This is a genomic window from Stieleria sedimenti (assembly GCF_025060895.1).
In the GTDB taxonomy this organism is placed as follows: domain Bacteria; phylum Planctomycetota; class Planctomycetia; order Pirellulales; family Pirellulaceae; genus Stieleria; species Stieleria sedimenti.
This window is the reverse complement of record NZ_JANZKV010000334.1, coordinates 1-14,056: the sequence shown is the minus strand read 5'-3', so window position 1 is coordinate 14,056 and position 14,056 is coordinate 1. Positions and strand designations below refer to the sequence as shown.

Genomic DNA, 14,056 nt, shown 5'->3' with positions numbered 1-14,056 from the left:
GATGGGCAGGTCGTTCGACGTGGCCCGGCGCCGTGTGACGCGTCCTTGCGAGAAATCGCGTTGGCGTCCGTGCCTGATGCAGGTGCTCAGCAACTTTGTGCGCCCCCGTCCGGGGTCGAGGGGTGGATTGGAGGCGTGGTCCGGAGGTGCCGCTGCGCGGACCTCCGGCTACTCGCTGCGATCCCTCCGGGATAGCTCGGACGCCGCGATGGGGGAAGGCTTTTCGCACTTGTTACGACTGGTCGTGCGAAAAGTGAGCAAGAAAGTGCAAAGGAGCCCGAGTCCGAACCGGCCCCACCTCCCGCCACCCAGCCCGAGTTCGCCTGGGCCTGAGAAACTGGCACCGTCTGGCAGGATCCGTTCTAATCCAGTCTTGTGACCGGCCCACCTGAGGAGCGACAAAGTTCTGGCGCTCGTTCTACGACAAAGAAAACGAGACTGGAGTAATGCCCTGAAATGATCGTCGAACCCGTCAATGGACCAGATCCACTTGAGATTGAATGGCGCGCGGCGATTCAAGAATTCCCGCATACTGGATTGTGGTAACGCTGATCTACTTCCGACGACAATGGGCGAATACTGTAATGAATGCACCAACTCTGACCAGTAAGCGGTACAATCGACACAGCGAAAACTCGTAGAACAATGCCGTGCACATGGAGCGCGGCGTGCAAGGTTTTACAAATTCAACGTCGTCTCTCCGTCCTCGGTGACGGCCCACGCTTGCGCCGCTAGCCGACGCCAGCGTCCACGTCTTCTTTTGTGACTTCTCGCGTTTTTTGTGGCAATTGATTCGCCGTCGTTTGACCGTGACCCGAAGGACGCCCACCGGAATTCGCCGGACCTCTGTTTCCCAGGATTCGCTTTTGATGTCATCGTTCGATAGGTGCGCGGTCGACTCGGCCGATGAAGACAAACCGACGCCTGAAGTGCCGACCGCTGATTGGGACACTCGATTTCCCACGGCGATTCCGATCGGGTACATTGGCAAAGAGCCTCGATGGCACCTGCTGTCGTCGTGGCCGGACACGCGAACCATCCGCCCGGACACGCAGGCACGGAGTCGGCGTCCATTGAAAGCACAATGTCGTTCGCCATGCCGCGGTGAACGGTGGGCGTTAGACGGCTTAACGCACCACTCAACGACGCGAGGCAAAGAACATCCAAAGTAACAGCATTGACACACTTGGACTGATGATGCAGTTGGGCGTGGCTCCACCGCCAAACGCATGACCCCGACACCATCCAACCATTGCGTGAACCGATGAAGACGTTGCTACTTGAACCTCAACCCCGATTCCATTGGGCACTGACATGCAATTGAATCCAACGACGATGCTCGTCTGCTGCGTCCTCACTGCTTTGTCGGTTGCCACCGCTCCGGCAGCGGACGGGTTTCTCGAGAAGAGAATCACAGTCAAGGGTACCAACATCGACAGGTTTCCAAATTTCGTCGAGGTTGTCACATCAGATCCACGCGGCGAGGCGGCAAAGTTGTTCGCCGCCGGTGGCCGCACCCTCTCCGAACATTCGTTAGCGAAAAACCGCTTTACTGTGTTTCACCACGAGGTCATTCACATATTCCATACGATTGATGATTACGAGAGCATGCTGCACGGTCATTCATTCAAAGATGGCGATGTCGTCTACAAGTATTTTTTGAGCTCCGCAGTCGAGGCAGAGAGATTTGCGAAGCAGTACGGATTGAAGGTCGTAACGCCAGACGCACGATTGGGCAACTTGCCCGTCATTTTGTATTCGGCGTCGCCGGGGTTTTATGTGATCGCTAGCGGAAAACGTGCAGGCATCGCTTCCACCGATGATTCGAATGCTGCCACAGACGCGACTTCAAAATAGCACGCGGTCATCGCGGAACGCGACTGCGTGTCAGAAACGGTAGAAGCCGAAAACGGCCAACAACCGCCTGCACTCAGGTCCGCGAGCCGGGCGAATTCAAAGTTGAGAATCTTTCGCGCGCACGCGAACAAAGCGGAGCCCCATTTTGCTTTCACTCCTGAATCGCACCGATCTCGATCGACTCCAATTCACACTGAACCAATACATGATGCGATTGATCTGCAGCGGGCTGGTCCTGTTCTTTCTGGTGTGCCAAACGGTCATCGAGGCAGCTCGACCGAACATCATTCTGGTGATGGCGGATGACTTGGGCTGGTCAGACATCGGTTGCTTTGGTGGTGAGATCCGCACGCCGCAGATTGACTCGTTGGCTCGGGACGGGCTGCGGTTCACGCAGTTTTACAACAACGCCGTCTGTGGTCCCACGCGGGCGTCACTGTTGACCGGGCTTTATTGTCAGCAAACTGGCCACCGTGGCGATCACTGGAATCAGCCCAAGGACTATTCCAAGTGCGTGTTGATTTCCGAACTGCTGCAAAACACCGGCTACCACACCATGATGGTGGGCAAGTGGCAGGGACGCGACCTGGCACTCGACCGTGGCTTCGATCGGTTTTTCGGTCCGATGTGCCAGGCCAAAATCAGCTACTTCCACGAAGTGCAGCAGAACCCGTATTACCTCGATCGGGAAAGGTTCCAGCTCCCCGAGGATTTCTATCTCACAGAGTCGCTCAACCATTATGCCGTGCAGTTTTTGAAAGAAGCGATGACCACGGACAAGCCTTTCTTTCTCTACGTGGCACAGATCGCTCCCCATTGGCCGTTACATGCCCGTGAAGCTGACATTGCCGCCTACCGGGAGCAATACCGAGAGCGCGGGTGGGACGAATGGCGCACCGCACGATTTGAATCTCAACTGAAATCGCAGCTCATCCCTCCAAACTGGAAACTCACCCCGCGTCCCCCAGAGATCAAGAATTGGAAGGACGGCGTCCATCAAGACTGGCAGGCCGAACGGATGGCCGTTTACGCCGCTCAAGTCGCCGCGATTGACAAAGGCCTGGGGCAACTCTTGACCGTTCTGAAAGAGAGTGGACAAGAAAAGAATACTCTCGTCCTGTTTCTCTCTGATAACGGCGCAGCACCTGATGGTGGTATCGGCCCATCGAAAAGCGGTTTTGGATTTGCCCCCAACCAGCCCAACAACCGGTGGCGACTGGATCAGGTGGCGATTCGCCCGGGAAGCGGCCCGGATAACCTTCCGGGGTCTCCAGATACTTTTGCTGGTTACGGCTTGGCCTGGGCGACTCTCAGCAACACGCCATTTCGCAGTACGAAACTCTCAGGCTACGAAGGTGGTATTCGCACTCCTTTGCTGGCGAAATGGCCTGCCGTCATCGCCGGGGATCAACAAAGCGATGAGGTGGGCCATGTCATGGACCTGATGGCAACGTGTCTCGACATCGCTGATGTGAAATACCCCACCGAATTTCGCGGTCGAAATCCGGTGCCCATTGAAGGTAAAAGTTTGCGGCCGGTTTTTGAGGGCAAGCCCCGCCAGGGACATGACGTACTCTGCTGGAGCGTGCCCCGACACCATGTTGTCCGCAGCGGCAAGTGGAAAGCCGTTCGTCCTCGGCGGGGTGGCGACTGGGAACTTTTTGATTTGGAGGCAGATGGCACCGAAACAACCGATCTCGCTCAGCGTGAGCCCGGTCGAGTTCGGCAACTGGCCCGGCAGTTTGAAATCTGGCATCAGCGTGTGCAGGATCAATGATGAACGTATTCTGAAGGGTCGCCAGCCTTTTGAAGTTCTCGATCGGTCAGAACACTCACGGATTACATCGCGTGGTCTGTTAAACCCCGCTGGGCAACGCTGTGAAGCATTTTCCCCTGTGGTTCTTAAGGTGTTAGCGGCAGGGCGCGAGCCCTCCGGTTCCGCAACTTCGCCCAAACACCGGAGGGCTCGCGCCCTACCGCTAAAAAATGCTTCACAGACACCAACACGGGGCCGTCTTGAGCGTGTTAGCTTCGGACCGTCTTTCTCAAATCAAACGTCACGGGGAAATCGTTGGGTGCATCGACCGGCGGCAGATCCGGCAGCACCAACCGGCCTCCGGTCAGCGTTTGGGTGTGGAAGCGTGCCGTCCGCCGCGTTTCCGCTTCGTTGGCGTTGACCGGATAGATCTCGTGGGCCCGCCCGCTGGGGTCGGAGACGAAGTAACGGCATCCGCCGATCGAGTGCTCGGTGAATCGATCCACGATGTCAAATTGCAAGGGCACATGAACGCCGATCGTCGGATGCAAACAACGTGGCGGTTGCCAGGCGCGGAATTTGATTCCGGCCAAATACTGACCGGCCACTTCGCTGGGATGCATCGGTACGCGGTGGCCGTTGCACAAGACGGCGTAGCGCGACGGATCGAACCCGTCCAGACTAAGTTGCAAACGCTCCATCGACGAATCGACAAAACGCGCCGTGCCGCCGCCGGACGGTTCTTCACCCATCAGATACCACGGCTCGATCGCACCGCGAAGTTCCAAGCGTGCATCGCCGAGTACGACTTCACCGATCTTGGGAAACCGAAACTCGAAGTGCGGCAAGAACCATTCCAGTTTCAAATCGACTCCCATCTGACGCAGCACGCTGAGCAGTTCATCTAAATCACTCCAGACGAAATGCGGCAACATGAATCGATCGTAAAGCGACGTCCCCCAGCGTGCCAAAGGCTGCTTGTAGGGTTGATTCCAGAACGCGGCGACGATCCCCCGAATCAACAACTGTTGGGCCAAATTCATGTGTGCGTTCGGCGGCATCTCGAATCCACGAAACTCGACCAGTCCCAATCGACCGGTGCTGGAATCGGGCGAATAGAGTTTGTCGATACAGATTTCGGCGCGGTGTGTGTTGCCGGTCAAATCGACCAACAGATCGCGGTACAGGCGGTCGACGGTCCAGGGCATGATGGTCTGGCCCTCGCGGTAAAACCGCTCCATCTCCACCAACGCAATCTCCATTTCATGCACGCTGTCGCGACGGGCCTCGTCCATCCGCGGCGCCTGGCTGGTCGGCCCGATAAATTTGCCGCTGAACAGATACGACAGGGCAGGGTGGTTGTGCCAGAACCGAATCATGCTGGCCAACAAATCGGGACGGCGAATGAAGGGGCTGTCGGTCGGAGTCTTACCGCCCAGGACGACGTGGGCACCACCGCCGGTGCCGGTGTGCATCCCATCGATGTCGAACTTCTGCGCCGTCAATCGGCTCTCGCGCGCTTCGCGATAAATCGTCTCGGTCAATCCGACCAAGTCACGCCACGAGGACGTGGGCTGGACATTGACCTCGATCACCCCCGGATCGGGAGTGACTTTGAACATTTCGACGCGGTGGTCGTGCGGCGGCAGGTAGCCTTCTAAAACGACCGGCATGTCCAGATCGACACAGGTTTCTTCGACCGCCGACACCAGGTCCAAATAGTCTTCCAGATTTTGCGTCGGGGGCATGAACACGTGCAGCCTTCCGAATCGACATTCAACACACAGCGCCGTCGGAATCACTTCCGCTTCGATCGGCGTGTCGTCTTGGCGACTCAACTGTTCTTCGACCTTCTCGATCCGCTGCTGGTCTTGCCGAATCGTTGAAACCTCTGGCAACGGATTGCGTGGCGCGAAGGGATCGCGGGGCAGATTGTCCACGGGGGTGGGCGCGGCGGATTTGGGCAAACTGTCCAGCGGCAATCGCAGACCGATCGGAGAGTCGCCGGGGATGACGAACACCTTTTCACCGCGGACCGGCCAGCGCCCGCCGACCCAACCCGGGTGTGCCTGCCACCAGGCTCGCTTGAGTGGCATCACGAACCCGACCGGTTTGTTCAGCCCCTGGGTGAAGGTTCGCACCATCATCGCCCGTTCGTTGGGATCTTCCAACTTCGGATCGGTGGGCTCGACATCGATCGGCAGCTTCTGTTCCTTCCACAAGTAGTGGAAGGTGTCCTCGTAAACGGGAAGCGTGACTTTGGCCTCGATCCCCAACGTGACGGCCAGGTGTTTGACAAAGCGTTCGGCATCGTCGTGGGTGAACCCGTAATCCTTGCCCTCGTCGGCGATGTACTTGGGGTTCTGCCAGACGGGCTGGCCGTCGGTGCGCCACAGACAGGTCAGCGCCCAGCGCGGCAATGATTCGCCGGGGTACCACTTGCCTTGTCCGTAGTGCAGCAGCGCGCCGGGTGCGACGGTGTCACGCAGCTTCAACAGCAGCAGGTTGGAAAGGACGCGTTTCTCTTTTCCTACCGCATCGGTGTTCCACTGGGGATCATCGACATTGTCGATGGCGACAAACGTCGGTTCACCGCCCATCGTCAACCGCACGTCACCGATCGCCAACACTTCGTCGACGCGATCACCGGCCGCCAGAATCTCGGACCACTGTTGATCGGTGTAGGGCTTCGTCGTCCGCGGTGCTTCCAAGATCCGGGTGACGGTCATCTCGTGCACGAATTCGACTTCGCACGGTTCATGACCGCCGGTGATCGGCGCCGCATCGCTGTAGTGTGGCGTACACGCCAGCGGGATGTGACCCTCGCCGGCCATCAACCCGCTGGTCGGATCCAATCCGACCCAACCCGCGCCCGGCAAATAGACTTCGGTCCAGGCGTGCAGATCGCAGAAGTCGGCAGCCGGACCGGCCGGACCTTCGATCGGTTTTTCGTCCGGCGCCAGTTGGATCAGATAGCCCGAGACGAACCGCGCGGCCATGCCGATGTGGCGGAAGGCCTGGACGAGCATCCAGGCCGAATCGCGGCACGATCCGCTGGCCAATTTCAAGGTTTCCTCGGGCGTTTGCACACCGGGTTCCAGGCGGATCTTGTAATCGATCCGCTGTTGGGCCATGCGATTGACATCGACCAGGAAATCGATCACCCGCTCAGACGTTTTGGGCAGTTCGCTGATCCAATCGGCCAACCGGGGCGTCATCGGTTCGGTGACCAGATACGGCGCCAGCTGAAGCTCGATTTCGGGTGCGTATTGGAACGGCCAGGATTCAGCGCTCTCTTCGACGAAAAAATCGAAGGGGTTGATCACCGTCATGTCGGCAACCAAATCGACCACGATCGACAGTTCTCGCGCCTTCTTGGGGAACACGACTCGCGCGACCGGATTGGCGAACGGGTCTTGTTGCCAATTGATGAAGTGATCTTCGGGACGAACACTCAGATCGTACGAGACGATTTTCGTGCGGCCATGATAGGCCGGGCGAAGCCGTATTTTTTGCGGGCCAAGCCCGACGGAGCGGTCGTATTGATACTGAGTCTTGTGGTGGAGAGCGACGCGAATGGTCATGCAGTTTGGGTTGCGTAAAAGTAGTCTTGTCCGAGTGAATCACCGACTGCGTTGAGTTCAATCTGCAAGCGATCGACGAATTGATGCATGCCGCCGGCGATCACTTCTTTGACGTTGGTGTTTTCCAAGCGATGACGAAGTGCGGCGATTCGCTGCCTGGCTTGTCCGGGCAACTCCGATTCCGATTCGCTCTCGATCTCGCGAAGCGATCGATCGACACCGGCGACACAGGAATAGATGCTGCGAGGGAACGTCCGGTGGAAGAGAAAAAAGGCGACGATCTTTTCGATATCCATCAGCTGATGTTCGCGGCGATAGGCTTCAAATCCGCTGATCGCCAGCAGCAGCGTCGACCACTGCAGATCATCGACCGCGGTGCCGACGTCTTCCACGCGGGGCAGCAAGTTGAAGTACTTGACGTCCAAAATCCGGGACGTCTTGTCGGCCCGCTCGAGCAAGCGCCCGACGTTGAGAAAGTGCCAGGCCGTGTTGTGGGGCATGGTGTTGTCCAACACGCCGGTCCACATCAGTGCGTGGTCGCGCACCTGCTCAAAAAAATCCGCCGTCGGATCGGTCAACTGTGACGGGCTGCTGTCTCGAACGAAATGGTAGAAATCATTCAGCTCCTCGAACGCCTCGGTCGACAACGCCTCCCGGACGCTCCGTGCGTTTTCGCGTGATGCCCGCAAGCACGTCAGCATCGAACTATGGTACTCGCGATCAAACGCCAAGAATTGCACCACGTTCTGACAGTTTGCCGTTCCGTACTTGGCCTTGAACCACTCGTTGTCGCCGGTCACCTGAACCAACGGCTTCCAGGGATCGACCAGGTATTCCGGTTGGTCCAACGTCATGTGCAACGTCACTTCGATGAATCGAGCCAAATTCTCAGCTCGCTCGGCCTGACGGCTCATCCAATAAATCGATTCAGCAACACGTGAAAGCATAAAAGGCTCAGTTAGATGGTAGCCGGTTCGTTTTCAATCGGTCTTCGTCTTCGTCGTAACTCGCTGGGGCAATCGAGCGACTCACCTCCGCGATCGGGCGGTCCTGGTCAGTGCCCGACCGGCCCGGTTTCGTCGTCGTGCGCACTGGCGACCGCCTGTCCCTGTTCGGCGACCACCCAGGTATCCTTGCTGCCGCCGCCCTGTGAGGAGTTGACGACCAACGAACCCTTGCGCAGCGCCACACGGGTCAAACCGCCCGGTAACACCCAAACGTCATCCGGTCGGCTGCACAGAATGTACGGTCGCAAATCGACGTGACGTCCTTCCAAGTGATCATCGACCACGGTCGGGGCGCGAGACAGTTCCAGCGTCGGCTGGGCGATCCAGTTCCGCGGATCCTCTTTGATCTTCTGGGCGAACTCCTCGCGTTCTTCCGGTTTCGCATGCGGACCGATCAGAATGCCGTAACCGCCCGATTCTCCGGCCGCCTTGATCACCAATTCGTCCATGTGCGCCAACACGTACTTCCGATCCTCTTCCTTTTGGCAAACGTAGGTCGGAACGTTCGGCAAGATCGGCTCTTCGTCCAAATAATATTTAATCATGTCCGGGACGAACGCGTAGATCACCTTGTCGTCGGCAATGCCCGTCCCGGGAGCATTGGCCAAGCAGACGTTGCCCGCGCGGTACACGTCCATCAATCCCTTGACCCCCAACACGCTGTCTTTGCGAAACGTCTTGGGATCCAAAAACGTGTCATCGACGCGGCGGTAAATCACATCGACCCGCTGCAGCCCGCGCGTCGTTTTCATGTAGACAAACTCACCTTCGACGACCAAGTCACGGCCCTCGACCAATTGGACCCCCATCCGCTGGGCCAAGAACGAATGCTCGTAGTAGGCACTGTTGAAAACACCGGGCGTCAACACCACGACGGTCGGATCCGAAACATGCGGCGGAGCGACATCGCGTAACAGTTGAAACAGCCGCGACGTGTAATCGGTGACCGGGCGAACCCGCGACGCGCCGAACACCTGCGGAAAGTTCCGTTTCATCACGTGGCGGTTCTGCAACACATACGACACCCCGGACGGACAGCGCAAATTGTCCTCCAACACGTAAACGGTGCCCGTGTTGTCGCGGACCAAATCCGTGCCCGTGATGTGACACCAGACGTCGTTGAAGGGTTTCAGTCCGCGACATTCCTCGAGATACGCCGGCGCCGTGTCGACCAACTCCGCCGGAACGATGCCCTCCTTGATGATGGTTCGCTCGTTGTAAACGTCACAGAGGAAACGGTTCAGTGCACGGATCCGTTGTCTCAAACCGGCGTCGATGTGCTTCCACAAGATCGCCGAGACGATCCGCGGAACCACGTCAAACGGCATGATTTTTTCCGTGCCCGATTTGTCACTGTAGACCGTGAACGTGATCCCCATCCGGAACAGGGCCTGCTCGATCGCATGCTGGCGCCGGGACAGTTCCTGCGGCGGAAAGCGGTTGAACAGCGAGACTAACTCTTCAGCATCCGGACGAGCGAAATTATTTTTGTCGACCAACTCGTCGAAGAAACCATCCGTCTGATAATTTGGCAGAGACGGAATCGGACCAAGTGACTGCATCTGAGACACGGATCCGGAAGTTTGTTTTTGCATGGCGGACTCTTCTGCGCGTGCTTTGAGCGGTGCGCAACAGGCAATCGAAACGACACGAGTTAAAAAGGAGCGTTCGGTAGTGGAGCTGGATCCGCCAAGTTCCAGACCATGGACAGATTGTAATCAAATTGGTGTCCGGACGTCTCCTGCCAGTCGCCCGGCAGCACCTTGCGGGGCACAGCCCTCCCGAAAGCCTACTTTAAGGGAACCGCGTGGTCTTCGCATCCGGCCCACGACGACGTTTGGTCAAGATTGGACAATTCGACCCGCCGCGCGGCCGGCCTGCGGCGCTGTATCATGGGCCTGTCGTTTTGCGACGGACCTCCTTACACCTCCTTGTTTACTTACTCACAGCGATTTGCAGCACCTGTGCGCGGCGACACCCTGAAACGGCTACCGCTTTATTCGCTCGCCTCGGGCGTGATCGTCGCGATCGTGTTGATGTTCGTCGCCCTCTCGGGGGCACCGATCCCGAACGTCGGCCTCGGGGCGCTCGGTTTGCTGCCACTGGCGGCGGCGCTGGTCGATGCCGTTCGCTTGAAAACCAAATACGCGTCCGGCGGGCCCAATCGCGACAACAGGGCAGGGCAGGACGGGGCGGGCCAAACGACGCCCCAGTCGGAACTGCAAGATTGGCTGAAAGAACAAGCGGAATCGCTGGCCACGCAGGAACAGGAACTCAACGCACGCGCGCTGTCGTTGCAGCAGTGGATGCAATTTCCCGATGCGATCGATTTCAAAAACACCGACCCGAGCCGCCGGCCGCCGCCAAGCGAGACGCCGGAAATCTCCGTCGACGACCCGATGGCGCGACACGATCGCGAGTTGCTGGAACTGGTCGAAGCCAAGACGAGAGAGCTGTTTGACAGCATTAAACAGGATGCTTATCGCAAGGAAATCGGCGACCGCAAAGTTTTTGACAATGAAAAAATCCGTACGGACCTGGTCGACCTGGTTTCCGGCGTCGTGGCGATCTACCGCCCCGGCGAGACCTCGCCACTGCTGAAAACCAATGTCGACGCCGTCTCACGGGCGGTCGGACGGGCCTCGTTGAGACTGTTGGTCGCGGTGGAAAGTCTGCCGGGGGGATTGGCCAACTACGATTTCCAGTCGATCTACAACGTGGTCATGCGGGCGGTCAAAACCTTCGGCCTCTACAAGTCGGCCAGACCTTACATCGATGTCGCCTCCAACGTGCTGTTCGCCGGCCGGATCGTCAGCAGCACCAACCCGCTGACCCTGGTCGCTTGGTGGGCAGCCAGCAAAGCGACAACCTATGGCGCGTCGAAATTGGGCGCCCACGTACTGGATCAACAAGCCGTCGGACTGATCCGCCAGCTCGTCGAAATCATTGCCATCGAAGTCGCATCGATCTACAGCCCGATGGTCCGCTACCGAGACGTCCATTGGATCTACGGCGTCGAATTGGTTCATCTGGCCAGCGAACTGGCGATCTCCGACTCCGCCCGCGTGGCGGCGATGAAACAATTGTCGGCGCTGAACCTGCGCGATGAGTACGGTCGGGTTTCGCTGCTGCGCCATCTGGCCGACGGGTCTACCTCGCGACCGGCCGACTACCAACCCGCCCAATCCCTGTCGGCATCGGACCGCAAGATCGTGGCCGAGCGTTTGGAAGCGTTCTTGCTGACCTACGTTCTGGACGACAAGAAAAATCGCCCTCAAAAAGCCACGATCGACGCCTGGCAAACCTCGGCGGCGGATCGCCTGGAGATCCAATTCCGTGTCGGCCAAGTCGATGTGTCGCCGGAAGAACAAACCGAACGGGCGATCTGCGCGCTCGCCTCGTTCGCCCTTCAACACTTCGGGGACGACCCCGAACCAGCGATCGGCCGTCTTAAAATGACGCAAACGTTCAACGCCATCGATTCGTCGTCCCGTGCCCGTCTGGTCCGAGAAATCCAAGCCGAACCGCCGTTCTTGTACCACCCACCCAGCCTGGATCCGGACGGCGAAATCTGCAAACGATTCCTAACAGATCTCATCCAGTTGGCCGCCAGCGGTCGCAAACCACCCGAGCTTCTGCAAGCGGGGTCGCGGGCGAGCGACGCTGCGGTCGAATTGGTGTCTTGGTCCGGCGAGGAAGCCATTCGAGTGACCGCCTACTTCATGCGCGCCGACGCCGATGACCTGATCAAGCAATACCGCCAACGCGACGCCGCCCAGCTGCTCGGTCAAACCAACCCGGCGAGTCTGTCGCCGGAGATCGCGACGGCGCTGCATTATCTGCTCGGCCAAACCGGCTCGGAGCAAGGGGTGCGTTGCGTGTTCAGCGATGCGACGCTGTCGACCGATGACCAACCGGTCGCGCTGGCCCGAATCGGTTCCTCGCTGATTTGTTTTCGGCTCCAGGGCGATGCCGACCGGGCGACCGCCAGCCTGACCGTTCTGTCCCAATGTCCCCTGCCGCAAGCGACGATCGAAAAAGTGTCCGGATATGTCCGCAGCGATTGTCGTGTGACCTTCCCTGACGCAACCACGGTGCTGATCCCGGGAAGCGCGCTGGCGGGCTACGACGCGTATTTCGCCGGGCTGCTGGCGCCGTTCCGCTAACACCTTTAGTTTTTGTTAGCGGCAGGGCGCGAGCCCTCCGGTCTTTCACGGTGTGTTTGAGGCGCGACCGGACGGCTCGCGCCGTTCCGCTAAAACCTGACGCCACGTGCTCGTATGCACCCGGCGATCTCGCGAAAACTAATCTTTCCATTTCAGGCCTGTTTTTCCTAAAGTCCCGGTCGCTGGCGGCCGACGTGGTCGCCGCGTTCGCTGATCCCCCGCGACCCGGCCATGATTCTCAATCGCTTCCTTCGACTTTCGCTGACCCTGATGCTGCTGGCCCTGGCCGGCCCAGGGATCGCCGTCGCAGAGCAGGGCAGCATCATCACCGAGCAGGGCAGGGCGGTTCCGCCGAATGATTCAGTTCCACAGCTTGTTTCACGCCCGACGATCTCGCTTTCGGCCGAAGCGATCGAAACCATCGCCGGTGGCCCCGAATCCTGGGCCAGCCCCGACAAGGTCGGTGGCAGCATCCAAACGATGCTGCTGCTGTCGGTCATCTCGCTCGCTCCGGCGATCCTGTTGATGACGACCTGCTACATCCGAATCATCGTCGTGCTATCGTTGCTGCGACAAGCGATCGGGCTGCAAGCCCTGCCACCGACTCAAGTACTGACCAGCATTTCCCTGTTCATGACGCTGCTGGTGATGACCCCGGTGTGGACGCGGGTCTATGACGAAGCGATCAAACCGTACAGCGATCCTGAGACGGAGATGACGCTGGCGGAGGCTTATGAAGCCGGAGCGTTGCCGGTTCGCCAGTTCATGAGCAAGCAAATTGCCGCGGCAAAGAATCACGCCGATGTGGTCCTGTTTTATCGCCACGCGGTCCCCGACGGGCCGACCCCCAGTACGTTCGCCGACATTCCGATCCGCGTGTTGCTGCCCGCGTTCGTGATCAGCGAACTGAAGATCGCATTTTTGATGGGCTTTAGCATTTACCTGCCGTTCCTGGTCGTCGACATCGTCGTCGCCAGCGTCACGATGTCGATGGGCATGTTCATGCTGCCGCCGGCGATGATTTCGTTGCCGCTGAAACTGTTGTTATTCGTGCTGGTCAACGGCTGGCACTTGGTCGTGGGCATGTTGTTGGCCAGTTTCGGACCGGTGGGTTAAATGACGCTCGATTCAAGCCAAGCGATTGATCTGTGCCGCCAAGCCCTGATGCTGGCGGCGCTGTTGGCCGCGCCCGTGCTGGTGATCGGTGCGGTCGTCGGTATCGTCACGGGTCTGCTGCAAACCCTGTTTCAAATCCAAGACCAATCGATTTCCTTTGTGCCCAAATTGATCGTCTCCAGCCTGGTGCTGTTGGCCTGCATGCCGTGGATGTTCTCGCGGATGATCGAATTCACACAAACCATGTTCGTCGGTCCATTCTAGTGCTATGTCTAGATTGTTGGTGTGCAGGCTTTAGCCCAATACCGCTAAGTTAACATGAATGAGGGGGCCCGGACGCTGGCGCGAACCGGCTGATGTCAAACGAATATCAGCCGTTTGGCGCGAGCCTACGGGCCCTCATCTGAAGAAACGACGCTTAACTTAGCGGTATTGGGCTTTAGCCCAATACCGCTAAGTTAACATGAATGAGGGGGCCCGGACGCTGGCGCGAACCGGCTGATGTCAAACGAATATCAGCCGTTTGGCGCGAGCCTACGGGCCCTCATCTGAAGAAACGACGCTTAACTT

General features: G+C 58.6%; 8 protein-coding genes. 5 read left to right on the top strand and 3 right to left on the bottom strand.

Annotated elements, in window-relative coordinates; translation table 11 throughout:
• Positions 1 to 1,314 precede the first annotated feature (1,314 nt).
• Both NZK35_RS32815 and NZK35_RS32810 read left to right on the top strand, forming a co-directional pair.
• The gene (locus NZK35_RS32815) at positions 1,315 to 1,857 is read left to right on the top strand and encodes a hypothetical protein (protein WP_259636753.1); all 543 of its coding nucleotides are present in this window, start codon (positions 1,315 to 1,317) and stop codon (positions 1,855 to 1,857) included.
• A 214-nt stretch (positions 1,858 to 2,071) separates the two neighbouring features.
• The gene (locus NZK35_RS32810; protein WP_259636752.1) at positions 2,072 to 3,634 is read left to right on the top strand and encodes an arylsulfatase; all 1,563 of its coding nucleotides are present in this window, start codon (positions 2,072 to 2,074) and stop codon (positions 3,632 to 3,634) included.
• 248 nt (positions 3,635 to 3,882) lie between these two features.
• Here NZK35_RS32810 and NZK35_RS32805 read toward each other — a convergent pair whose 3' ends face one another.
• The 3 genes from NZK35_RS32805 to NZK35_RS32795 all read right to left on the bottom strand — a co-directional run bounded on the left by NZK35_RS32805 (position 3,883) and on the right by NZK35_RS32795 (position 9,799).
• On the bottom strand, positions 3,883 to 7,197 hold the full coding sequence (locus NZK35_RS32805) for a transglutaminase family protein (protein ID WP_259636751.1): 3,315 nt from the start codon (positions 7,195 to 7,197) through the stop codon (positions 3,883 to 3,885).
• The gene (locus NZK35_RS32800) at positions 7,194 to 8,144 is read right to left on the bottom strand and encodes an alpha-E domain-containing protein (protein ID WP_259636750.1); all 951 of its coding nucleotides are present in this window, start codon (positions 8,142 to 8,144) and stop codon (positions 7,194 to 7,196) included. The genes NZK35_RS32805 and NZK35_RS32800 overlap by 4 nt, the downstream gene beginning before the upstream one ends.
• 107 nt (positions 8,145 to 8,251) lie before the next feature.
• Positions 8,252 to 9,799, bottom strand: coding sequence for a circularly permuted type 2 ATP-grasp protein (locus NZK35_RS32795; RefSeq protein WP_259636749.1), 1,548 nt, complete (start codon positions 9,797 to 9,799; stop codon positions 8,252 to 8,254).
• 252 nt (positions 9,800 to 10,051) lie between these two features.
• Between NZK35_RS32795 and NZK35_RS32790 the strand changes: the two genes are divergently transcribed.
• The 3 genes from NZK35_RS32790 (at position 10,052) to NZK35_RS32780 (ending at position 13,750) form a co-directional block, all read left to right on the top strand.
• Positions 10,052 to 12,370: a hypothetical protein gene (locus NZK35_RS32790; RefSeq protein ID WP_259636748.1), complete on the top strand. Its 2,319-nt coding sequence runs from the start codon at positions 10,052 to 10,054 to the stop codon at positions 12,368 to 12,370.
• A 231-nt stretch (positions 12,371 to 12,601) separates the two neighbouring features.
• Positions 12,602 to 13,486 carry a flagellar type III secretion system pore protein FliP gene (gene fliP, locus NZK35_RS32785; protein ID WP_259636747.1) on the top strand — a complete coding sequence of 295 codons (885 nt, stop codon included), beginning with the start codon at positions 12,602 to 12,604 and terminating at the stop codon, positions 13,484 to 13,486.
• Complete coding sequence (locus tag NZK35_RS32780; RefSeq protein WP_095742551.1) at positions 13,487 to 13,750, top strand: flagellar biosynthetic protein FliQ; 264 nt, start codon at positions 13,487 to 13,489, stop codon at positions 13,748 to 13,750. It abuts the gene before it with no gap.
• Positions 13,751 to 14,056: the final 306 nt, after the last annotated feature.